20 protein-coding genes are annotated in these 21,887 nt (G+C 59.4%); 14 read left to right on the forward strand and 6 right to left on the reverse strand.

The annotated features are described in order from the left end of the window. Positions 1-34 precede the first annotated feature (34 nt). The 10 genes from O0K41_RS02330 to O0K41_RS02375 all read left to right on the forward strand — a co-directional run bounded on the left by O0K41_RS02330 (position 35) and on the right by O0K41_RS02375 (position 12,790). Complete coding sequence (locus O0K41_RS02330) at positions 35-430, forward strand: hypothetical protein (protein WP_154267733.1); 396 nt, start codon at positions 35-37, stop codon at positions 428-430. A 170-nt stretch (positions 431-600) separates the two neighbouring features. Next, positions 601-1,176 carry a single-stranded DNA-binding protein gene (locus O0K41_RS02335; protein ID WP_164221472.1) on the forward strand — a complete coding sequence of 192 codons (576 nt, stop codon included), beginning with the start codon at positions 601-603 and terminating at the stop codon, positions 1,174-1,176. A 389-nt stretch (positions 1,177-1,565) separates the two neighbouring features. Further along, on the forward strand, positions 1,566-2,588 hold the full coding sequence (locus O0K41_RS02340; RefSeq protein WP_308304428.1) for a tyrosine-type recombinase/integrase: 1,023 nt from the start codon (positions 1,566-1,568) through the stop codon (positions 2,586-2,588). Continuing rightward, on the forward strand, positions 2,585-4,129 hold the full coding sequence (locus O0K41_RS02345) for a site-specific integrase (RefSeq protein WP_049418575.1): 1,545 nt from the start codon (positions 2,585-2,587) through the stop codon (positions 4,127-4,129). The genes O0K41_RS02340 and O0K41_RS02345 overlap by 4 nt, the downstream gene beginning before the upstream one ends. 808 nt (positions 4,130-4,937) lie before the next feature. Continuing rightward, a complete protein-coding gene (locus O0K41_RS02350) occupies positions 4,938-6,188 on the forward strand; it encodes a hypothetical protein (protein ID WP_219630465.1) in 1,251 nt (416 codons plus the stop codon). Then, entirely contained in the window at positions 6,185-6,586 is a 402-nt protein-coding gene (locus O0K41_RS02355) for a hypothetical protein (RefSeq protein ID WP_049418571.1), read from the forward strand. The genes O0K41_RS02350 and O0K41_RS02355 overlap by 4 nt, the downstream gene beginning before the upstream one ends. A 223-nt stretch (positions 6,587-6,809) precedes the next feature. Further along, positions 6,810-8,573, forward strand: a complete 1,764-nt coding sequence (locus O0K41_RS02360; protein ID WP_049418569.1) for a hypothetical protein — start codon at positions 6,810-6,812, stop codon at positions 8,571-8,573. Positions 8,574-9,522: 949 nt separating this feature from the next. Further along, complete coding sequence (locus tag O0K41_RS02365) at positions 9,523-10,638, forward strand: DUF262 domain-containing protein (RefSeq protein ID WP_308304429.1); 1,116 nt, start codon at positions 9,523-9,525, stop codon at positions 10,636-10,638. Continuing rightward, positions 10,635-11,309, forward strand: a complete 675-nt coding sequence (locus tag O0K41_RS02370) for an MAE_28990/MAE_18760 family HEPN-like nuclease (protein WP_164221471.1) — start codon at positions 10,635-10,637, stop codon at positions 11,307-11,309. Before O0K41_RS02365 ends, O0K41_RS02370 begins: the two co-directional genes overlap by 4 nt. Before the next feature lie 122 nt (positions 11,310-11,431). After that, a complete protein-coding gene (locus O0K41_RS02375) occupies positions 11,432-12,790 on the forward strand; it encodes a hypothetical protein (protein WP_164221469.1) in 1,359 nt (452 codons plus the stop codon). A gap of 310 nt (positions 12,791-13,100) precedes the next feature. Here the strand turns inward: O0K41_RS02375 and O0K41_RS02380 are convergent, their stop codons facing one another. After that, positions 13,101-13,277, reverse strand: coding sequence for a hypothetical protein (locus O0K41_RS02380; RefSeq protein ID WP_164221395.1), 177 nt, complete (start codon positions 13,275-13,277; stop codon positions 13,101-13,103). On the opposite strand from O0K41_RS02380, the gene O0K41_RS02385 reads away from it, so the two are divergent. Genes O0K41_RS02385 through O0K41_RS02400 form a run of 4 tightly spaced genes read left to right on the forward strand, consistent with a single transcriptional unit; the run spans position 13,213 to position 17,155 of the window. Next, positions 13,213-14,109: a TIM barrel protein gene (locus O0K41_RS02385; RefSeq protein WP_164221467.1), complete on the forward strand. Its 897-nt coding sequence runs from the start codon at positions 13,213-13,215 to the stop codon at positions 14,107-14,109. The two genes, O0K41_RS02380 and O0K41_RS02385, sit on opposite strands and share 65 nt — an antisense overlap. A 27-nt stretch (positions 14,110-14,136) precedes the next feature. Next, entirely contained in the window at positions 14,137-15,822 is a 1,686-nt protein-coding gene (locus O0K41_RS02390; RefSeq protein WP_164221465.1) for a GMC family oxidoreductase, read from the forward strand. Then, positions 15,822-16,397 carry a gluconate 2-dehydrogenase subunit 3 family protein gene (locus O0K41_RS02395; protein ID WP_005412559.1) on the forward strand — a complete coding sequence of 192 codons (576 nt, stop codon included), beginning with the start codon at positions 15,822-15,824 and terminating at the stop codon, positions 16,395-16,397. Before O0K41_RS02390 ends, O0K41_RS02395 begins: the two co-directional genes overlap by 1 nt. Then, positions 16,397-17,155 carry a DUF1080 domain-containing protein gene (locus tag O0K41_RS02400; RefSeq protein ID WP_049448744.1) on the forward strand — a complete coding sequence of 253 codons (759 nt, stop codon included), beginning with the start codon at positions 16,397-16,399 and terminating at the stop codon, positions 17,153-17,155. The genes O0K41_RS02395 and O0K41_RS02400 overlap by 1 nt, the downstream gene beginning before the upstream one ends. A 30-nt stretch (positions 17,156-17,185) precedes the next feature. Here O0K41_RS02400 and O0K41_RS02405 read toward each other — a convergent pair whose 3' ends face one another. Genes O0K41_RS02405 through O0K41_RS02425 form a run of 5 tightly spaced genes read right to left on the reverse strand, consistent with a single transcriptional unit; the run spans position 17,186 to position 21,818 of the window. Next, entirely contained in the window at positions 17,186-17,482 is a 297-nt protein-coding gene (locus O0K41_RS02405; RefSeq protein ID WP_012479397.1) for a cytochrome c, read from the reverse strand. Positions 17,483-17,500: 18 nt separating this feature from the next. Continuing rightward, positions 17,501-18,364 (reverse strand): sugar phosphate isomerase/epimerase, encoded by an 864-nt coding sequence (locus O0K41_RS02410; RefSeq protein WP_108270290.1) that lies wholly within the window; start codon positions 18,362-18,364, stop codon positions 17,501-17,503. 19 nt (positions 18,365-18,383) lie between these two features. After that, the gene (locus tag O0K41_RS02415) at positions 18,384-19,508 is read right to left on the reverse strand and encodes a Gfo/Idh/MocA family oxidoreductase (protein WP_049403239.1); all 1,125 of its coding nucleotides are present in this window, start codon (positions 19,506-19,508) and stop codon (positions 18,384-18,386) included. Positions 19,509-19,520: 12 nt separating this feature from the next. Continuing rightward, positions 19,521-20,738, reverse strand: a complete 1,218-nt coding sequence (locus tag O0K41_RS02420; RefSeq protein ID WP_164221462.1) for a nucleoside permease — start codon at positions 20,736-20,738, stop codon at positions 19,521-19,523. 27 nt (positions 20,739-20,765) lie between these two features. Beyond that, a complete protein-coding gene (locus tag O0K41_RS02425) occupies positions 20,766-21,818 on the reverse strand; it encodes a sugar phosphate isomerase/epimerase family protein (RefSeq protein ID WP_164221460.1) in 1,053 nt (350 codons plus the stop codon). Positions 21,819-21,887: the final 69 nt, after the last annotated feature.

Raw genomic sequence — 21,887 nt, forward strand, 5'->3', positions numbered from 1 at the left:
GACGGTCAGTGCCACAGCCTGATGGAGCCAAGCGGTGTCCTTTCGCCTGTACCCGGATGTTCCGGATGATTTCGAGGCGCGGATCCGTATCCTCGCGCCGGAGGAGGGCGGGCGACGCAGCCCGGCCCGGAACGGTATCCGCTGGGACTTCGCCTACGCCGATGACGCCGGGGCGCCAGAGCTGTTCATGATCTGGCCCGACTTCCGGCACGCCGAGGGCGACAGCTGGGCGAGCGAGCTGCCGCTGCCGGTGGGAGAGTCCCTGTTGGCCGGCCTGACCGTGGTCAATGAGGTGCTGAGGGCGGGGCTGCACCGGGAGCGTATCCGGCCGGGCGTGCGCTTCCACTGCCATGAAGGGCCCAAGGTGGTGGCGGTGGGGGAGGTTACGCGGGTCACCGGCCTGCTGCTGGATCGCCCCCCGCTTCGTTGAGGCCGGTTCCGACCCGGATCGGCCGGATTCCCGACGGGCCGGGGGCGAAGGGAATGGTAAGATGCCTCGTTCCGATATCCCCCATTCGCAACCGTGGGAGGTCCAGCGTATCGGCACCCCGTCGGGTGTGCTATCACTGGTCCAGCCCCGGACAACGGAAGAATCCATCTATGGCGCGCGGCATCAACAAAGTCATCCTGGTCGGCAACCTCGGCAACGACCCGGACGTGAAGTACACCCAGGGCGGCATGGCGATCACCCGCATCAGCCTGGCCACCACCAGCGTCCGCAAGGACAAGGATGGCAACCAGCAGGAACGTACTGAATGGCACCGTGTGGTGTTCTTCGGCAAGCTCGGTGAGATCGCCGGCGAGTACCTGCGCAAGGGCAGCTCGGTCTACGTCGAAGGCAGCCTGCGCTACGACAAGTACACCGGCCAGGACGGCGTGGAGAAGTACTCCACCGATATCATCGCCGATGAAATGCAGATGCTGGGCGGCCGTGGTGAAGGCGGCGGTGGCGGTGGCGGTGGCAACTACGGCGGCGAGCGCCCGCAGCGCCAGCAGGCTCCGCGCCAGGAGTACGGCGGCGGTGGCGGCGGCCAGCGTGGTGGCCAGGGCGGTGGCTATGGCAACCAGGGCGGCAACCAGGGCGGCGGTTACGGCAACCAGGGTGGCAACCAGCGCCCGCAGCCGCAGCAGGCGCCGCCGATGGACGACTTCGCTGACGACGATATTCCCTTCTAGAGGATACCTTTTAGTATCTGTTAACAAGGGCTCTTGGCGCATTTGCCAAGGGCCTTTTTTTGTTGTTAACGTTTTCCGGCGGCTGCCGATTTCCCGGCTTACCGACTACCTTTCGGAAACGTCAACATGGCCGCTGGCTACAGGGTGAAAACAGTTCGGTTCGAGTCTGGAGAGCGACTTCCGATGCTTCTCTGCAGGGAATCGGGATCCCCCTCTGGCATCCAAACCTATTTCTGGTTACCGAGCTTCGGGCAGTTGGCCTGGCCACCAACACGCTCGAGCACGCGGCCAGGGCTGTGATGATTGGCCATCAAGTGTTTCGTCATCTCGGTATAGACATTCACGATCGAATCAATGACGGTCGGCTCTTTACCCTAGGAGAGGTGGAGTTGCTCACCAAGCTGGTTGGATTGCGGCAAGAGGAACTCGACGCTCTGAGCCAGATGGATGAGTCACCCCGAGCGGTGGTGTCTAGGGTCGTAACGCTGGAGCAGGCCCGAATGCGCCCCACGGTGAAAGCGCCGGCTCAGGTGGGTGCCGACACGAAGGCAACCCGTATGGCATACATTCGCGACTACATCTCCTGGCTAACAGCCGGTCGGCGCCTGAAGCTAGAGGTAGGACATCCTCACAATCACAGCTTGCTCGAGGCCACTCAAACTTTCGTCAGCCTTATCAATGCCAGAATGCCCAGCCGCCATTCCGCGCAGGCTAGCCGTCAGGGGGTAGACGCGGAGGTCCGTGCACGCATTCTCGAGGTCATTGATCCCGACAGTGCGGACAACCCCTGGAAGAACAGGCACGTCCGGGTTCGCAACCAACTTATCTTCCTCTGGCTACTCCTTCTGGGCGTTCGTAACGGTGAGCTGCTTGCTACCTACGCTAGTGACGTCAACATTCGGACCGGGGAGGTCACGATCGTTCGGCGGCCTGGCAACCCCGAAGAGCCGCGAAAAAGCGCGCCGCTTGTCAAAACGCGAGGTCGCCTACTTGCACTGAGTCCTGATCTGGCGAAGTTGATCCAGAGTTACATAATGGGGGAACGAGCAAAGATCAAAGGTGCGCGCCGCCATCCCTATCTCTTCGTGGCGACGGGAACAGGCCAGCCGCTGTCAAAGCCGGCGCTCAACAAGCTTTTCAGGGAGCTGCGTAGCAAGGTCCCCGGTCTTCCTGATGACCTCTCACCACATGTCTTGAGGCACACCTGGAACGACGACTTCTCTGATCTCATGGATAGCCAAGGTGTGTCTGCAGAAGACGAGGAAAGGATGCGGACCCAGACGATGGGCTGGTCACCTAGGTCGAAGATGGCTTCGCACTACACGAAAAGGCACGTGCAGCGAAAAAGCAATGATGCGTCGCTGGAGATGCAAGCCAAGTCCTTTAGCCGCCCAGTGAGGAAGAGCAGGTGACACATGACCCCTTGTATCAGCAAGAAGCTAGCGAGGCGCGTGCACTCACTGTATGGGTAGGCAGTCGCACTAAGTCGGGCATCGAGTTCGATCCAAGCGCCGATATCTGGGCATACCGCGATGGTGTCAATAACATTCATTTGGACTTCGATCAGCTGCCAAACGCTTCGCCAGCGCTGCGTAATGGTGCCAAGTCCGTACTGACGTGGTATGCAGAGAATCGTTCTCCCGACCATCTAAAGAATATGTTTCAAAGGCTGCAGCACTTCCTACGTGCTACGCCTATGCAGGTTTCCAGCATCACAGCCGTAGATTTGCTGAACTACCGTGCGGGCCTCCATCAGTCGAAGGAATGGTACTTGGGGTCCTTCGCGGGGTTCCTCCGCAAATGGGTCCAGCTGGGCTACCCAGGGGTCGGTGAAGACGTCGAGCTGCTTCTCAAACAATTGCGGCTCAAGGGCAATGACAAGGGTGTGTCAGTACTTACATGGGATCCACATGATGGTCCTTTCACCCATCTCGAAGAAGAAGCGCTGCAATCAGCGCTCAATCAAGCATATGCAAAAGGTGATGTGTCTACAGCGGATTTCACCTTGGCGTGGCTTTTTATCCTATTGGGTCAGCGCAGCAAGCAGTACGCGTCCTTAAAGGTCTGCGATGTTAGGGTGGAAACAGATGCTGATGGGATGCTGAAGTATTCCATCCAGATGCCAAGCGCTAAGAAGGGTGCCAATTTTTCGCGTGCTCAGTTCGTAGAACGCCCGCTTGTCGAGCAGTTTGGTGAGCATGTCAGTTCGTACGCTGAGAGCGTTCGCGCACGCTTCTGTTCGATCCTAGACGATGCAGGGCAAGCCCCTCTCTTTCCCTCTGTGCGCTCGAAGGGGGGTGCCCAAGGATTTGAATTCCATCGGACTTCCGTCATGATTGGCCGGACGATTACGGCCGTTCTCGAAAGCCTGTCAGTCGTCTCCGAGCGCACGGGTAAGGCGATGAGCATAAGCGGTGTCCGATTCAGGAGAACGATCGGAACGCGAGCTGGAGAAGAGGGGTACAGTCCTTTGGTCATCGCCCGACTTCTCGATCACACAGACACCCAGAATGTTGGCGTTTACTCGGCCAGTTCGCCTGCAATCATCGAGCGCATTGATCGTGCCATTGCCATGGAGATGGCTCCCTTGGCCCAGGCGTTCGCGGGAACGCTTGTGGAGGGATTGGGCGAGAATACGTCGAAGCGCGTAATCGATCTGCGTATTGATCGAAGCGGTTCCCCTATGGGCGATTGTGGAACACACGGATTCTGCGGATTCAATGCTCCGATCGCCTGTTACACCTGCACCAGCTTCGAGGCGTGGATGGATGGGCCACATGAGGCGGTACTACAGCACCTGCTTGACCAGCGTGAAAAGCAGCTCAGGCATTCTGATAAGCGCATCGCTTCCATCAATGACCGAACCATATTCGCAGTTGCGGCCGTGATAGAGGAATGCCGCCAGGCTAAGGTGCGTCGTTGCTCACTCGGTGGAGCTAAAGCCTGTGGCTAAAGTAGTTCTCTTCCAGCCGCGTAGTGAGCGAAATGCCGAGCAAAATGTCTCTGCGTTTATCGCTCTGTGCCGGAATGAGTTGACCATCTTTGGTGCCGAGCTTGCCTTCGATGAAATGGCATGGGAGATCGCGGATTCTGTCAGAATCAAAGCTAAGCGAGGCGCGTTTCGCGCTATTTTTAGCTCATGGGAATCAGTTAACGAGCGCGTACCACGCCCGATGCCCGAGCCCTTCGGTTCGTTCGCCAAGTCCTACCTTCGATATCAGCATGGGATGCGGCCAACGAAGTGTATAGGGTTTCGGCTCGCCTCCCTGCGAGCATTGGCGGCTGTACTGGAAGATCAGGGGGCTTGTAACGTCGCATCTGTCACTGCGGCGACCTTTAATAGAGCGGCTCTACTCATCCGGGCCAAGTACAGCCCATCTGCGGGCTATCGAGTCGGTTCACAATTGGAGATGCTTGCGTCGTTCATTGATGACAATCGCTTAGCGGCTGTCCCATTGCGGTGGTCCAATTCCATACCTCGCCCGACGGACGCGAACGGTAGGGTAGGAGAGGAGTTCGAGGCTGCACGACAGGCTAAGCTTCCCAGCCCCCGCTCGTTGGAATGCCTAGCGCTGGCCTTTCGCGCGGCGAGCGAACCTGCTGATCTGTTTGTAACGTCGGCGGCGGGGATCATGTGCTCGGCCCCGGATCGGGTGAATGAGGTTTTGCTGCTTAGGGCGGAGCCTGAGGTCACAACAGCTCGTCCCGATGCGTCGCCGGCATATGGGCTGCGGTTCTGGCCTTCCAAGGGTGCAGACCCCATGGTCAAGTGGGTTGTGCCATCTATGAGTTCGGTCGTGCGCGAGGCCGTGAGAAGACTCAATGAACTATCTGCAGAGGCGCGTCGCGTGGCGCGCTGGTACGAACGCAATCCCAAGTCGATGTTCCTCCCATCACATCTCGAGCATTTGCGCGGCGGTGACTTGTCAATTGCAGAGCTCGGCGAAGTCCTTTTTGCAGAATCGGCGTCGCCCGCGAGCACTAGGGCGTGGTGTTTGGGTAATGGCGTGCCTCTCGAGAAGCGTCGCGGCAGAACTGTGATCAAGTTCTCGGATGTTGAGGCTTCTGTCATCAGCTTCCTGCCCAGAGGATTCCCATGGTTGGATGTCGATTCTGATCTGCGGTACAGCGAAGCGCTTTGCGTGGTTCGGCGTAATGAGTTGCATCGGACCAGGCGTACGTTCCGTTGCGTCATCGAGGCGCCAGATCAGGACTTTATTTCTACTGGTCTTGGTGGTCGTACAGAGCACGGAGTCAAGTCCGTCTTCGATCATCTGGGCTACTTCGATTTGGACGGATCTCCAATCGTCATTCGTACTCACCAATTCAGACACTATCTGAATACCTTGGCTCAGGCCGGTGGCATGAGTGAACTCGACATCGCAAAGTGGTCGGGTCGGAATGATGTTCGTCAGAATGACTCATACAACCACGTCTCTGATCGCGATGTTCAGGCGCGGCTTGTGGGGCTGCGGCAGGAAAGGCAGCGCGAGTCGGTGACTGAACTGGCGGTCGAGCCGCTGCCGCAGGTCCGCGTTAGCCTAATTCCTCGAGAGAAGTTCGCGGAAATGGGCATCCAAGCCGCCCACACGACCGATTTCGGATTCTGCGTCCACGACTTCGTCATGTCTCCTTGTTCCTTGCATCGGGACTGTGCGAATTGCAACGAGCAAGTCTGCATTAAGGGGGATGAGGTGGGCGAAGCAAACGCGCGATCTAAGCTGGCTGAAACTGCAGCTCTTCTGGGTGAAGCGGAAGTCGCCGAGGCTGGTGGAACCTACGGCGCATCACGGTGGGTTGAACACCAGAGATTGACGCACTCCAGACTTCTAGAGCTGATCAAGATCTTGGACGATCCCGCGGTGGCACGCGGCGCGTTGATTCGATTGAATCATGTAAGGCCTGCATCACGGTTGCAGCAAGCGAAAGAGGCACGCCGGTCACTAACGCATCGAGACGAGGGCTCAGTGCTTATGGAGTGGAAGGTTGAAGTGGAGGGGTCTGCATCATGAGTAGAGCAAAGAACCTCAGTGATTCGGATGTTGCGAAGATTGTCGGGATCCTTGACGGCTGGTCTGGCCGTTTGACCTGGGAGGGACTGCTGGATGCCGTCGAAAAGCATCTCTACGCAAGGTATACGCGGCAAGCCTTGCATAAGCACACTCGAATTCAGGCTGCTTTTGAGCAGCGCAAGCTTGCACTAGCTAACGGTGATCGTCGCCAGCGATCCTTTGAGAACTTGCCAGAGATGCAGGTGGCGATGGATCGTATTGCCCGGTTGGAGGGCGAGCTCGCACGGCTCGAAGCGGAGAACGCTCGCTTACTTGAACAGTTTGTCAGATGGGCATACAACGCCAGTGTCCGAGGCCTAGACGACGTGTACCTTAATTCGCCGTTGCCAGTGGTCTAGCATGCGGGTGCGGGTGCGGGTGCGGGTGTCGTTAGCAAAGCAGAGCGCTCCGTCACTAAGAAGGGTTGATTTTCCCCATAGGTGAGCGGTGCGAATTTCTGGGGGGGCATGTCTTCCCTTTATGTGTGTAGAAGCAATGATTTTTTTTAGGTCTACGAGGTGCAAGTCGATTCGTGTTTCGGAAGTAAATTTGCACTTGCCCACAACCGATAGGATTTAGGTCATGAAGAGAGAATGGATCCTCCAGACCCGGGAGACGCGTCGGCGTTTCGACAACTCCACGTGGGTTCCCTTGCGCGCATTGGAGACGCTGGAGGACCGCGGAGCCGACCCGCAGACTGTTGGGTACGTCAGCGAGTTCTTTGGCTGCGGATCTGTCGCATTTCCTCCGGAGCACCGTGAGAGAGCAGAGCGCTTGAGTTGGGGGCAGATAGGGATATCGCACAGCGTTCGGCCGTATGCCTACGATGATGGGCACTATTCTCCTGTCGATGAGTTCGAGTACAACGACAGGGAGCCCCTCGGGGTTGAGCTTGTGTACGAACATGACCAGCCAGTGGTTGGCGGTAGGAAATGGATACTTAGCCCTGATCTGGTGATCGCACTTCGCCTAGTGAAGGATGGAAACAGCTGGGTTCGTCCTGAGGAAGACTTCGTTGAGGTGGTTCGTGAGAAGTTGGAGGAGGATGGAAGTCATACGTCCATCGAGATTAAGCGTGAGTTCCTACTCGACTACTTGGCCGCGAGGGGCTTGGCGCTGCGGCTGTCGTACTACCGCAGGCGCATTGAGAACGTTCCATCGTTGATCGGGACCGAGTACGAAGAACTCGTAGATGTCGATGAGGAAAGGGACGGAGGGAGGTTCGAGCTCAGGCTTCGCGAGCTGGACCGCGTCTTTGGAGGGAGCTGGGCTTCATTTCGCGTCTGGAGGACGGATGTGGACCCTGAAGAAGATGCGCCTGTGATGGGGCCGGAGCGCGACGACAATACCGAGTCTGAGCAGAGGCAGGGGCAGAGAGGTGGATATGTGGGGGTCAGGGTCGAGGGAGAGTTCTGGCGAGACGAATGGATCGATCACAAGGGACTTAGCGTGCGTGTCAGAGGTGACGCTGACTCTGCGCTCCCGCACTTCGTGACGGAAACGGACGGTACTCGCGTAGCTTCCCAGGACCTGAAGGACGAGGATATCGGCCGATGGCTCTGGTTCCGTCCAGGTGTGGTAAATGAGCTACTAGCCCACAGAGGATTCTCCTTAAAGTGGTACACCCGGGAAACTGGGGCGATCCTATCCACATCGGGGTATCAGACGCATTTTGGGATCAACTCAGCGGATTTGTTGACCATCTATGCGTACGACATTGCAAAATTGCCAACTTGGGAGCAGCACGTATGGGCGTCTAACAACGTTGCTCCGGAAGGGAAGGTATCTCCAGAGCTCTTGATGTCCCAGGTCGAGGCGCGTCCTGCCTCGACAGATGCATTCGAGGAGCTGCTGTTCCAGACTATGCGGCTGCTTGAGAGAAGCTTTAAGGAGCGCTATGGGATATCTCTTTTCACTCATGAAATAGATGATCAAGCCGCGATGCAGGTCGTGACGAGGTTTGTTAGCGCGGATAGGTCAACACTTCTTCGGCTTGCAAAAGAATTAGTGCGAGTTTTTTCCGACCGACTCAACGTGCGTGAGCTGCGTAAAATCGCTGCACGCTCAGACAAAGACAAGCTGGGATCCAACAAGCTGCTTGAAGATGTGCTTGCTCAGAAGGTCGGCGTTGACAAGGCACGAGGCGTGTTTAGCGTGGTAGCCGGGGTATACGACATGCGCCTAGCCGACGCGCACCCAGCCAGCGACAAGGTGGCCGATGCTCTGAAGCTCGCAGGGATTGATACAAGCCAGTCGTTCCTGAAACAAGGGGAGCAACTCATCTACAACTTTGGGAGCACGATCTACATGGTCGGCAAGCTGATCTTTGGGGAGGATGAACAATAGAGGCTCCGCAGAGCCCGATGCTCCAGCTGGGAGGCGAGGATCAGTCAAAGCGTTAACAACCATCCGCTAATTGGGTAGTCTGTTGACAGTATTTCGCCGCCTCGGGACGGAATGTTCATCTGCACAGGGTTTTTTGCTCTCGTTGTCAAAAAAAGGTAGCCACTTCCGTTCTGATTTTTAGTAGCGCATCGATGCGAATAGACCCCAGTAAGCAATTTTGCTTGCTGGGGTTTTTGTTTGCGCGGAGATTTCTGCCTCCTACTAGTCTGAAGCCAGTTTTTTAGGGGGGCACGCTTTGATTCATTGAAGAGGCTGGCCAGTAGCAGCGGAAGCTGCAGAATTTGCGGCTTCCTGGCTCTCATCTTTTGCTATGCCTGTGGAAATTTTTGACCTTGGGCCGATGGGCCTCATCAAGCCGTTCTGGACCAGCTGGTGAATGAGCATCAACGACTGAGCAAGAAAGCTGATGCTCGAATCGGAGCTGTAAATGACGGGGAAATCGTGGCAGTGGCGGAAGTTGTTCGCCACTGTGAGGTGTGGACGCGGGCATGAGCTCTTGATGAATGATGCCGGCGTCTTTGTTCCCCGCGCTGACGTTTATTTAATGAAGGGCTATGGTTGATACCACACCAGAATTAGTCCTATCAAGGTCGTTCATGTCGGAATTGGTACGTTCCACAATAGTGTGGGAATTCTTCCTAAACGCGATAGCTGTGGTGCTGCGCATCCCGGATACGCTGGTGTGCGCACTTCTACTGGAGAGTGGCTGGCGCTCCGCTTGTTGGTTAGAATGAAATGATTACGCAGAAGACGGTGTTTGCATGAGATCTTTGTCTGATACGGTCATTTGAGTGGCGTGCCTCCCTGGAATTTTGTTTTCGTTTAATGGGGTGGTTTTGTTGGTTGTCGAAATACTGCGGGCTGTGAGTGAATTGCCAAGGAGAATTAAATGAGTATTCAGGATCTTCAGGTTGAGTTGGAGAAGGCAAAGCGGCAAGTCGTTACTGATGGCTACGAGATGTCGCTTGGCGAAATCGCAAGTCTCTATAAAAATGATGAGCTGATCATTGCTCCCGCTTATCAACGCCTAATTCGTTGGGAGGAATCACAGAAGACCCGCTTTGTTGAATCGATTCTGCTCGGGCTTCCAGTCCCTCCGGTGTTTGTTTTTCAGCGCGAAGATGGTGTATGGGAGCTGATCGATGGTCTTCAGCGTATCTCGACTGCTCTGCATCTAATGGGGGTGTTAAGGGTAAATGGAAATCTTGCGGAGCCTTTGATTCTATCAGGCACTAATTTCCTTCCTTCGCTTGAGGGTATGAAATGGCATAGTGATCAGGTTGGTGATATCAAGGTGTTCAATACGCCGCTGCAGCTTGAGATCAAAAGGGCCAGAATTCGAGTTGAAATTTTGCGGAAAGAAAGCGATCAAGACGCAAAGTACGAACTGTTCCAGCGCCTCAATACTGGGGGGTCGAAGCTGAGTGATCAGGAAGTGCGCAACAGCGTGCTGGTTATGCTTAATGAAGATTTTTTCAAATGGATTCGCGATCTTTCAGCCAAGCCTGAGTTCAAGGGGACGATCCAACTCACGCCCACGCAAGAGGAGTTGGCGCAAGACAATGAAATGGTACTTCGTTTTGTAGCCTACCGGCGTGCGACCTACACTAAGGGATTGGATGTCAATGAGTACTTGGACCTGGCTGCACGTAAATTGAGTGCGATGACCGAGAAAGATCTGGTTGATGAAGCGAAAGTATTCAATTGGACTTTTGATCTTTTGTGGCAGGCTTTTGCAGGAGATGCGTTCAAGCGATGGGACGGCACTCGGCACACTGGCAGATCAATGCTTGCAGCCTTTGATGTGATTGGTTATGGCGTGGCGGAAAATCGCAAGGAAATAATGGCGATTCCAGATGACCGTCAGCGTCAGAACTGGCTCGTGGAAAAAGTTCATGCGTTGTGGACGGACCAAACCTATTCAAACTACTCTGGTCAGGGTGTGCGCGGAACAACTCGCATGGCTAATTTGCTGCCCTTTGCTGTCGAGTATTTTAAACCATGAAGATTAGGTCAATTGGAGATCTGACTGACTACCTTGATGATGACTTGGCATGGCGCCGAAAAGAGATTATTGAACTGCTTGCATTGGCCAAATCATCTAAAGCAAAGAAGGCGGATGTTCATGTTCGTGCAGGTGTCGCCATGCTCTACGCACACTGGGAAGGGTATATAAAGAATGCTTCTAATGCCTACGTCGCCTTTGTGTCTACTCGGGGAATGAAGACTCGCGATTTGCAGGATTCATTTATTGCTCTTAGTATCAAGGCCAAGCTCACATCGGTGGGGGACAGTGGAAAGTCTTCGGTAGCAGTCCCTGCAATCTCGCACTTGATGTCGTTGCTTGATAAGCCAGCTTTGCTCCCCGTTGCTGGGATTACCGCGGATGGAAACCTAAAATCGGACATATTTATTAATATTGCGGGCTGGTTGGGTGTTGATGTCGCCCAGTATTCGGCGCGTTTCAATTTGATCGATGAGACCTTGCTTGCCTCGAGGAACAAGATCGCGCATGGAGAGTACTTAAGTATTTCCTCGGGGCGTTTTGAAAAGCTTACGGAGGAGATACTGGAGATGATGGTGTGGTTTAAGACTGATCTGGAGAACGCCGCAGCAAGTAAGTCCTTTCAGCGGGTCGGTAACTTGGTTCCTGTCCGCTTGGCTAGCCAAGCATAAAGGTTCGGCCTGGTCCGGGCGAGGGGACGGAAGTAGGTCAATGCGCTAGATTTAGTATTTTTGATTCCGCCTCGTAGGTAATAATTGCGATACTTCACCACTGCGAAGTCTGGTCGATCCTAATGACTCAATTCGTCTTCTCGCGGCGTGATTTGCAGAGATGCATCAAGCGCCTGCAGTGCGTTGTCTCTCCGGAGCAGCTTTCCGGACTAATCAAAAAGCTCAATACGCCCAACGAACAGCGCCTGCCCACTATGTGGGAAGTGGTTGTATTGGACGCGTTTGCACAGGTGGCCTCAGTTCGTCATGAAGTTCCCCTTCCCTCAGGGAAGCGCCCAGATCTTCTGGTCGATTACCAATCAGCAATGGGGAAGAACCTTACGGTTGTCGGCGATATTCTTGCCATTTCCGACAGGGGCTTGGACGAGAACAATCCGGTCGACGCGATTCTTGAGCAAACCCCCGCCCTTGCGAGAAAGCATGGTGTTGATCCTGTAAGGCTCGCTTATAGGATCAATGGCGAACGAACGGGGAAGCGAGGTCAGGTCAAAGTCCAGCTTGCTATACCGAACAGGGGCCAGATGATTGCGCTCCTGCATAGCGAGGTCGTGCCGTGGCTAAAATCGATCAACACGAAGCCGCATCAGAAGGACACGTTTAAACCCTCCGATAAGAAGTTCGACTTCTCAATTAATTACGATCCTGCTCAAACGAGCACCATGGCAAGCTACACCAGCTACGATGTCGCGCCCTCAAAGGAGGTCAATCCGCTCTACAAGGCGCTCAAAGCGAAGACTGGCCAGTTAGAAGGGTCTCATGAGGGCACATTTAAACTCTTGGTGGCCTGCGATGGTGACTGCGGGCTGTTTCGTAGCAGTGCATCGATGGCATCGATGGGCGGCACCTTCACCGACCGACAGGTCGTCGACCACTTCTTGACCAAGCACTCCAGCATTGATGGAGTGCTTCTCATTGGCGTTGAGGAGAAGCGCGACTTCTTCTCCGGCCGGACGGACAGAAAACTGCGCTTTGACCTCAGGGTACGCGCCTCAATTGATCTTAAGCGCCTCATTTCCCCCTACGCGGAACTGGATGAACTGATTCGAAGTGCCTCGATTAATTTTCCAGAGCCGCACCTAGCGCCTTATAACGCAGCTCGTCGCTGCCTAGATCAAGAGGCCAAGCACAGAGTACAAGGTCGATATCGGTTAATCACTAGTGGAGTAGGAGGCATGAGCGTTGGCATTTCTTCTCGGGATCTGATGATGCTGCTATCTGGAAAGTTGTCACAGGAAGACTTCTGCAAGGCGTATCGGTTCGACGCCCCGCACGTCAATCCCTTTACCCTTGCCCTCTCCCAGGGGCGCTTGATCCAACTTGCCTCATTGAGCAAGTTGGATGACGATGATGATGACTTGGTGATCTTCGAATTTGGCGAGATTGATCCAGCCATAGCCCCCTTCTTTATGCCTGGGGATTAGCCACCTTGTGCACAATGGCCCCCTGCAGATCGGGGTGTAGCTGGTAACCGATCTGCCGAGTGACGGTTAGCGATCGCTGAGGTGCGCTTAGGGTGACCTACGGATTCAGGCGGCTTTGTTGAAAAAAATAGTCGAAGTGCTCTTCAGGCTGTTGATTTTTAGAGTTTTTTCGGCTGGTTGAATTTGGGTCTAAGCTCCTAATATGCACACAACCGTTCTGATCGGACGCTCGCCTGCAGCACAAAAGAAAGCCCCGCTCATGCGGGGCTTTTCTTTTTGCGCGATGTCATCTGTGTTGTGCTTCGCAGCATCAGTTTTCGTGCACCGCGACTTGCAAACAGACAATTTCCTCCCCTATGGTGCAATCGATTGCATTGCTGTGAATCGTTGCGTTTGATACCGGTTGGGAGGCCGGCAGGTGGATGTCCATCCATTCGATCAGACCGGCTCCTTCGAGGGGGCTCACGCGGCGCGATGCGTTGCGCATGGCGGTTGCTGGAGGCGTAGCTCTGGGTACTGCGGGAGCGCTGCCCGCATTCGCCGCCACGGCGCCGCTCAAGGGCAACCTGAAGCATTCCGTGGCCCGCTGGACCTTCCCGCAGTTGTCGGTCGCCCAGCTCTGCCAGACGGTGAAGGCCCTCGGCTTCGCCGCCATCGACCTGGTCGGTCCCGAGGACTGGCCCACACTGAAGGCCCACGGCGTGTACAGCTCGATGTGCAACGGCGCGGAACTGGGCCTGACCAAGGGCTTTGCCGGCCGTGAGTTCCACGACCAGCTGGTGGAACGCTACACGCGGCACATCGATCTGGTGGCCGATGCCGGCTACCGAAATCTCATCTGCTTCTCCGGCAACCGCAACGGTATGGACCCGCAGGACGGCATGGCCAATGCCGAGGCTGGCCTCAAGCGCATCCTCGGGCATGCCGAGAAGCGCGGCGTGGTGCTGGTGATGGAGCTGCTGAACTCCAGGGTCGATCACCACGACTACCTGTGCGATCACTCCGCCTGGGGCGTGGAGCTGTGCCAGCGGCTCGGCTCGGACAACTTCGGCCTGCTCTACGACATCTACCACATGCAGATCATGGAAGGCGACATCATCGCCACCATCGGCAAGCATCACGCCTGCTTCAAGCACTACCACACCGCAGGCGTGCCCGGCCGGAACGAGATCGGAGACCAGCAGGAGCTCCACTATCCGGCCATCTGTCGCGCGATCCGCGACACCGGCTTCAAGGGGTATCTGGCGCAGGAGTTCACGCCTGCAGCGCCCGATCCCGTTGCCTCATTGCGCGAGGCGATCCGCCTCTGCGACGTCTGAAACGATATCCACCCAGGTGAGAAACCCATGGCAGATAATCACTACGACGCCATTGTTGTTGGCTCGGGAATCAGTGGCGGTTGGGCAGCGAAGGAGCTGACCGAGAAGGGCCTGAAGGTCTTGATGCTGGAGCGGGGCCGCAACATCGAGCACGTCAAGGACTACGTCAACGCGATGAAGGAGGCGTGGGACTTCCCGCACCGAAACCGTCCGACGCAGGCGATGAAGGCCGACTTCCCGGTGCTGATGCGCGACTACGGCCTGGCCGAGAACCTGGAAGGGATGTGGGCGAACGAGCAGGACTCGCCCTACATCGAGACCAAACGTTTCGACTGGTTCCGTGGCTACCACGTCGGTGGCCGATCGTTGATGTGGGGGCGGCAGAGCTATCGCTTCTCCGATCTGGATTTCGAGGCGAATCTCAAGGACGGTATCGCCGCGGACTGGCCGATCCGCTACGCCGACATCGCGCCGTGGTACGACCACGTGGAGAAGTTCGCCGGCATCGCTGGCACGCGCGAAGGACTGGACGTGCTGCCAGACGGCGAGTTCCTGCCGCCGATTCCCCTGAACATCGTCGAGAAGGATGTGGCCGCGCGTATCAAGAAGGCCTTCGGCGGAACGCGCCATATGATCCACTCGCGCACTGCCAACATCACCAAGCCGATGCCCGAGCAGGGGCGCGTCAACTGCCAGTACCGCAACAAGTGCATCCTGGGCTGTCCCTTCGGTGCCTACTTCTCCACCCAGGCGGCGACGCTGCCAGCGGCGATGAAGACCGGCAACCTGACCCTGCGTCCGTTCTCGATCGTCAAGGAAGTGCTCTACGACAAGGACCGCAAGCGTGCCCGCGGCGTGGAGGTCATCGACGCCGAGACCGGCCAGACCTACCAGTACACGGCCAAGGTGATTTTCCTCAACGCGTCGTCGTTCAACTCGACGTGGCTGCTGATGAACTCGGCCACCGATGTATGGGACGGCGGACTGGGTTCATCTTCGGGCGAGTTGGGGCACAACGTGATGGACCATCATTTCGGTGCGGGCGCCTCGGGCCGGGTCGAGGGCTACGAAGACAAGTACTACTTTGGCCGTCGTCCCTGCGGCTTCTACATTCCGCGGTTCCGCAACGTCGCCTCGGACAAGCGTGGCTACCTGCGCGGCTTCGGCTACCAGGGTGGCGCCAGCCGCACCGGTTGGTCACGCGAGATCGCCGAGCTGAACATCGGCGCGGACCTGAAGGAGGCGCTGACCGTGCCGGGTGACTGGCGCATCGGCATGACCGGGTTCGGTGAAATGCTGCCGCACCACGACAATGCGATCCGCCTGGACCACGACCGCAAGGACAAGTGGGGGCTGCCGGTGCTGGCGATGGACGTTGCCATGCGTGCCAACGAACTGGCGATGCGCAAGGACATGGCCGCCGATGCCGCCGAGATGCTGGAGGCGGCCGGCGTCAAGGACGTGAAGATGCACGACAACGACTATGCACCGGGCAAGGGCATCCACGAGATGGGGACCGCGCGCATGGGACGTGATCGGAAGAGCTCGGTGCTGAACCAGCACAACCAGGTCTGGGATGCCCCCAACGTCTATGTGACCGATGGTGCCTGCATGACCTCCAGCGCCTGCGTGAATCCCTCGCTGACCTATATGGCGCTGACCGCGCGCGCGGCCGACCATGCGGTACGCGAACTGAAAGCGGGGAACCTCTGATGGATCGCCGCGAACTGTTGAAGATGATCGTTGCCGCTACCGGTGCGGCCATGGTTGGCCTGCCTGCGCTGGTGCATGGCAAGGTGCCGGCTGCCGGGGCGATGCCCGCGTTCTCCGATGCCGACATCGGCATGCTGGACGAGATCGCCGAAACCATCCTGCCGCGGACAAGGACGCCCGGGGCCAAGGACGCGGGTGCCGGTGCGTTCATGGCGACGTTCGTCAGCGACTGTTACACCGCCCGGCAGCAGGCGACGTTCCGCGCCGGCCTGGCCGACATCGACACGCGCGCCGGTGGCCGTTTCGTATCGCTCACGCCGGAAGCCCGCACCGGGTTGCTGCGAACGCTGGACGCCGAAGCCAAGGCACGCAATGCCGACGTGACCGAGACCGGCACTCCCGAGGAAGGCGAGGCCATGCCGCATTACTTCACGATGATCAAGCAGCTGGCCATCTTCGGCTTCTTCACTTCAAAGGTCGGGGCGACCGGTGTGCTGCAGTACGTCGCCGTGCCGGGCCGCTACGACGGTGACCTGGCCTATGTCCCCGGTACGCCCGCGTGGGGGACCAGCTGATGGACGCCACCCTGATGCTCCGCCCTGCGTTGATCACGGCCGGCCTGCTGGCCGCTGCATCCGCATTCGCTCACGACGGCGCCGACGCTGCGCGTGACCCGAAGAAGACCGAAGTGTGGACGCCCGTGCCCGCAGTCGTGGCCACGCCGCCAGGCAAGGCCCCCTCCGATGCCATCGTGCTGTTCGATGGCAAGGATGTCTCGGCGTGGGAGGCAGAGCAGGGCGGGCGCGTGCCCTGGACGGTTGCCGATGGCGCCATGACCGTCGTTCCGGGCAGCAAAGGCATCCGCACCCGGCAACGCTTCTGCGATGTCCAGCTGCATGTCGAATGGCGTACCCCCACCGAGACGAAGGGCTTCGACGGCCAGAACCGGGGCAACAGCGGCATCTTCCTGCAGGAACTGTACGAGCTGCAGGTGCTCGACAGTTACAACAACCCGACGTATGCCAACGGCCAGGCGGGTTCGATCTACAAGCAGGCCATGCCACGGGTGAACGCCTCGCGCGCACCGGGCCAGTGGCAGGTCTACGACATCATCTGGAAGGCGCCGCGCTTCTCGCAGGGCGGCGGCCTGACGTCCCCCGCGCGCATCACCGTGCTGCACAACGGCGTACTCGTGCAGGACGACACCGTGCTGGCAGGCAGGACCGAGTACATCGGTGCGCCTTCGTACGCACCCCATGCGTGCGCGCCGCTCTATCTGCAGGAGCATGACTCCAGGGTCAGCTACCGCAACATCTGGGTGCGCGAACTGTAGCGGCACGCGGCCGGCGTGGTCGCCGGCCGCCTACTTCGCCAGATAGCTGGCGAGGTCGTCGATCTCCTGCTGCGACAGCTGGGCAAAGGGCGGCATCAATCCTCCGCCCTTCCTGATCTTGTCCTTGACCTGGGCGGGCTGAAGCCGCTTGCCGACGTCGGTGAGCGCCGGGAAGGTCGGCGGTACGCCGGCGCGTTCAGCACCGTGGCAGGCAGTGCAGTGCTGGGCATAGAGTTTCGCGCCGGCGGCAGGATCGTCCTTGGCCCGGGCTGCCGTTGAAGTGCTCATGCCGCCCAGAGCCAGGGCCAGGGCCAGGATCATCTTCATGTGGGGCTCCTTGATGCGTCAGCGCCGTGCACGGGTGGGCACGTTGGCGGGCAGGTGTTCACGCAGGTAGTCCGCGCCGGTCTGGATGACCTTGGCCGGGTCGCGTGGCTGGTCGTGTTCGACGATGTACCACTGCACCTTGGCCGCCGCAGCGGCGGGCAGGATCGCGTTCCAGTCCAGCACGCCCTGGCCCACCGCGGCGAATCCGCCTTCATCCTGGGCCTGGCCCTTCGGCGCATTGTCCTTGGCGTGCACCGCAAACACGCGTCCACGGAATTTTCCCAGCATCACCGCCGGGTCCAGGCCCGCGCGTGCAACCCAGGCCAGGTCCAGCTCGGTCTGCAGGTCGGGCCCGGCCGCTGCGAACAGCAGCTCCAGCCCGGTCTGACCGTCGAAGTCGGCCAGCTCGAAATCGTGGTTGTGATAGGCCAGGCGCATGCCCTTGCCGCGCACCTGCTTGGCGATGCGGCCCAGCTCCTTGCCCAATGCGGTCCAACCCGCGGCATCGGTTGGGCGGTCCTTCTGGTCCAGGTAAGGCACCACCAGCGTGCTGTTGCCGATCGACCGGTTGAACGTCACCACACCATCCAGGTTGCCCCGCAGCTCGGCCAGTGGCACGTGCGACGAAACCGCCTTGATCGAATACCGGTCCAGCAGCTGCTTGAGTTCGGTGGCGCTGGTGTTCTGCGTACCGACCGTTTCCACCGCACGGACGCCCGCGTCGTGGACGATCTTCAACTGCTGATCGAGCGAGCCTGCATTGCGCAGGGTGTACATCTGCACCGCGATCGGCTTCTGCGTGGTGGCGGCTTCGCTCGCGAAGACGGGCAGGGCAGCGAGCAGCAGGATGAGACTTGCACTTCTACGGAAAAGAGCTTTCATCAACAGATCCTCCCGGAATTCAACCGATGGTGGTCCAGGCACGTGACCTGGCTGATGCAATGACGCGATCGACGATCCGTGCCGAGCGCAGGCCGTCTTCGAAGGTGGGCAGGCCCTGCGGCCGCTCGCCTTCAATGGCGCGATAGGTGTCGGCGACAAACGCCTCGAAACACTGAGCGTAGCCCTGTGCATGCCCGGCCGGCAGCACGGAAAGGCGGCGTTGTTCGGCGCTGCCGGCACCGGGGCCGCGCATGAAGGTTTCCTCGCGCTGATCGGGCAGGCCGATCCAGAGTCGTTCGGCATCCTCCTGGTTGAAGGCCACGCTGGCCTTGGCACCATCGATCTCGAACCAGAGGCGGTTGTGGCGTCCGGCCGAGACCTGGCTGACCGTCAATGACGCCAGCGTGCCGGCGCCGGTCCTGAACATCGCTGCGGCCACGTCTTCGCTGGTGACAGCCTGCATCGCGCTGGCGGCCGTTGGCGTGCTGAAGCTCTGCCCGCTGACGGCGCCACGCTCGGCGATTACCGTGGAGAACGCCGCGTTCACTTCGGCGAAGCCCTCGCCACTGACCCATTCGACCAGGTCGCACCAGTGCGAACCGATGTCGGCGAACACGCGCGACGTGCCTCCCAGCGCGGGGTCCACGCGCCAGTTGTTGCTGGCCGGATCCAGCAGCCAGTCCTGCAGGTAGCTGCCGTGGATCAGGTGCAACGGCCCCAGATCGCCCTGGGCGATGCGTGCGCGCGCCTCCCGGACCACTGGGTGGTAGCGGTAGACGAAGGGCACCGTGGCAACCAATCCGGTCGATGCGGCCAGCGCCGCCAGCGCCTGTGCATCATCCAGCGTCGTCGCCAGCGGTTTCTCGCAGATCACGTGCTTGCCGGCTTCCAGCGCAGCCTGTGCCATGGCGCGGTGCAGATGGTTGGGCGTGCACACGTGCACGACCTGTACCTGCGGATCGGCGATCACCTCCTCGATATCCCGGTAGGCGCGCGGGACATTCCAGGACTGCGCGGCCTCATGCGCGCGCTGCGGTGACGAGGCGGCCACGCCGCGTACCTCGGCACCCGCCAGCAGTGCTGCACGACGATGCACTGCACCGATCATGCCGGCGCCGACGATGGCGATTCCAAGCTTGGGCATCGACTGGGATCCTCAGGGTGTGGAGGGCGCGGCCGTGGCCGCCGGCCGGTCGCGGAACAGCAGCAGGAAGGCGATCAGCACCACCAGTGCAACGCCGGCCGGGAACAGCCAGATCTGCTGCCAGTCGGGGCCGGCCTCGGTGGTGAAGTGCTCCACCACCGCGCCGGACAGGAAGGTGCCGATCAGCATGCCCACGCCGTAGGTAGCCAGGGTGATGAACCCCTGCGCGCTGCTGCGCGCGGCGGGGCCGGCATGCGCATCGGTGTAGATCTGGCCGGTGACGAAGAAGAAGTCGTAGCAGATGCCATGCAGCACGATGCCGATCACCAGCAGGGAGAAACCGCTGCCCGCATCGCCGAAGGCGAACATGGCGTAGCGCACCACCCAGGCGGCCATGCCGACCGCCAGCATGGTCTTCACTCCCAGCCGCACGAACAGGAACGGCATGGCCAGCATCAGCAGCACTTCAGAGACCTGGCCCAGCGACTGCAGGCCTGCTGCACCGCGCACGCCCAGGTCGTTGAGATACGGATTGGTGAAGTTGTAGTAGAACGACAGCGGAATGCAGATGGCGATGGACGCCAGGAAAAACACCAGGTAGGCGCGCGACTTCAGCAGTCGCAACGAATCCAGCCCCAGGATCTGCCCCAGTCCGGCATCGCGCTGCTGCGCCAGCGGTGGCGTGTGCGGCAGGGTGAATGCATACAGGCCCAGCACCAGCGATGCCAGCGCGGCCATGCGGAAGGTCAGTTCAAGCCGATGGGCCTGTTCCCAGCCCAGCCAGCCGATCAGCACACCGGCGATGATCCAGCCGATGCTGCCGGCCACGCGTACCAGCGGGAACTGTTTCTCGGGCGACTGCATGTGCCGCATCGCCACGCTGTTGGCCAGTGCCAATGTCGGCATGAACAGCAGCATGTAGCCCATCACGCAGGCCGAGAACACGCTGAAGCTGGTGGCGGTGGACGCCAGCCACATCAGCACCGCGCCGGCCAGGTGCAGCACCGCAAGGATGCGCTGCGCCGCGAAGTAGCGGTCGGCGATCAGGCCGACCAGGAACGGCGCCACGATGGCGCCGATGGACTGGCTGAGGAAGGCGGTGGCCACCTGGCTCGCGCTGGCCTGCAGCGGGCCCTGCACCAGGTAGGTTCCGAGGGTGACGAACCACGCCCCCCAGATGAAGAACTGCAGAAACATCATCGCGCCCAGGCGCGACATGGCGTGCGTCATGGCTTGCCCTCCCGGGGCGGTCTTGGCTCAGATTCCCAGCATGCGGTGCAGTGATGCGGCGTCCGTGCCACTGTCGGCAAAGTCGTCGAAGGCGCGTTCGGTCACGCGGATGATGTGGTCGCGGATGAAGGCGGCACCCTCGCGTGCGCCGTCCTCGGGGTGCTTCAGGCAGCATTCCCATTCCAGTACCGCCCAGCCGGGGAAGTCGTACTGGGCGAACTTCGAGAAGATCGCCTTGAAGTCGATCTGGCCATCACCGAGCGAACGGAAGCGGCCCGGACGCTCGATCCAGTCCTGGTAGCCGCCATACACGCCGCTGCTTGCGCTGGGGCGATACTCCGCGTCCTTGACGTGGAAGATGCCGATGCGCGCGTGGTAGCGGTCGATGAAACCCAGGTAGTCCATCTGCTGCAGCAGCAGGTGGCTGGGGTCGTACAGGATCTTGGCGCGGGGGTGATGATCCACCACATCGAGGAAGCGTTCGAAGGTCGCGCCGTCGTGCAGGTCCTCCCCCGGGTGGATCTCGAAGCACAGGTCCACGCCGCAGTCGTCGAACGCATCGAGGATGGGGCGCCAGCGGCGGCCGAGTTCGGCGAAGGCCTCCTCCACCAGTCCCGGTGGGCGCTGCGGCCAGGGATAGAAATAGGGCCAGGCCAATGCGCCGGAGAACGTGGCATGCGCGGTCAGCCCCAGGCGCTGGCTGGCTTTGGCGGCCAACAGTAGCTGTTCCACTGCCCAGGCCTGGCGGGCGGCGGGATCGCCGCGCTTGTCCGCGGGTGCGAACCCGTCGAACAGGCTGTCGTAGGCCGGATGGACCGCGACCAGCTGCCCCTGCAGATGGGTGGACAGCTCGGTGATCTGCACGCCATGACCGGCCAGCACGCCGGCGATATCGTCGCAGTACGCCTGGCTGCGCGCGGCCTCGGCCAGATCGAACAGGTGGGGCGCCGTGGTGGGGACTTGTACGCCAGAATAGCCCAGACCCGCGGCCCACCCGGCCAGCGTGTCCAGCCGATCAAAAGGAGCTGCGTCGCCGATGAACTGCGCCAGGAACAGCGCTGGACCCTTGAGCGTCTTCAACGTGATTCGCCCTCGATGCAATCGATTGCATTATCCTAGCAGGGGCTCACGCAGGACCTGTTGTGCAGT

Origin of the sequence: Stenotrophomonas sp. Sm2128 (genome assembly GCF_030985535.1) — a bacterium.
GTDB classification, from domain to species: domain Bacteria; phylum Pseudomonadota; class Gammaproteobacteria; order Xanthomonadales; family Xanthomonadaceae; genus Stenotrophomonas; species Stenotrophomonas maltophilia.

Coding starts and splice junctions, on each gene's coding strand:
- O0K41_RS02360 (WP_049418569.1), top strand. CDS start 6,810: ATGAAGAGAGAATGGATCCTCCAGACCCGGGAGACGCGTCGGCGTTTC.
- O0K41_RS02350 (WP_219630465.1), top strand. CDS start 4,938: ATGGTCAAGTGGGTTGTGCCATCTATGAGTTCGGTCGTGCGCGAGGCC.
- O0K41_RS02395 (WP_005412559.1), top strand. CDS start 15,822: ATGGATCGCCGCGAACTGTTGAAGATGATCGTTGCCGCTACCGGTGCG.
- O0K41_RS02400 (WP_049448744.1), top strand. CDS start 16,397: ATGGACGCCACCCTGATGCTCCGCCCTGCGTTGATCACGGCCGGCCTG.
- O0K41_RS02370 (WP_164221471.1), top strand. CDS start 10,635: ATGAAGATTAGGTCAATTGGAGATCTGACTGACTACCTTGATGATGAC.
- O0K41_RS02420 (WP_164221462.1), bottom strand. CDS start 20,738: ATGACGCACGCCATGTCGCGCCTGGGCGCGATGATGTTTCTGCAGTTC.
- O0K41_RS02410 (WP_108270290.1), bottom strand. CDS start 18,364: ATGAAAGCTCTTTTCCGTAGAAGTGCAAGTCTCATCCTGCTGCTCGCT.
- O0K41_RS02390 (WP_164221465.1), top strand. CDS start 14,137: ATGGCAGATAATCACTACGACGCCATTGTTGTTGGCTCGGGAATCAGT.
- O0K41_RS02335 (WP_164221472.1), top strand. CDS start 601: ATGGCGCGCGGCATCAACAAAGTCATCCTGGTCGGCAACCTCGGCAAC.
- O0K41_RS02375 (WP_164221469.1), top strand. CDS start 11,432: ATGACTCAATTCGTCTTCTCGCGGCGTGATTTGCAGAGATGCATCAAG.
- O0K41_RS02385 (WP_164221467.1), top strand. CDS start 13,213: ATGTCCATCCATTCGATCAGACCGGCTCCTTCGAGGGGGCTCACGCGG.
- O0K41_RS02355 (WP_049418571.1), top strand. CDS start 6,185: ATGAGTAGAGCAAAGAACCTCAGTGATTCGGATGTTGCGAAGATTGTC.
- O0K41_RS02405 (WP_012479397.1), bottom strand. CDS start 17,482: ATGAAGATGATCCTGGCCCTGGCCCTGGCTCTGGGCGGCATGAGCACT.
- O0K41_RS02380 (WP_164221395.1), bottom strand. CDS start 13,277: ATGCGCAACGCATCGCGCCGCGTGAGCCCCCTCGAAGGAGCCGGTCTG.
- O0K41_RS02365 (WP_308304429.1), top strand. CDS start 9,523: ATGAGTATTCAGGATCTTCAGGTTGAGTTGGAGAAGGCAAAGCGGCAA.
- O0K41_RS02415 (WP_049403239.1), bottom strand. CDS start 19,508: ATGCCCAAGCTTGGAATCGCCATCGTCGGCGCCGGCATGATCGGTGCA.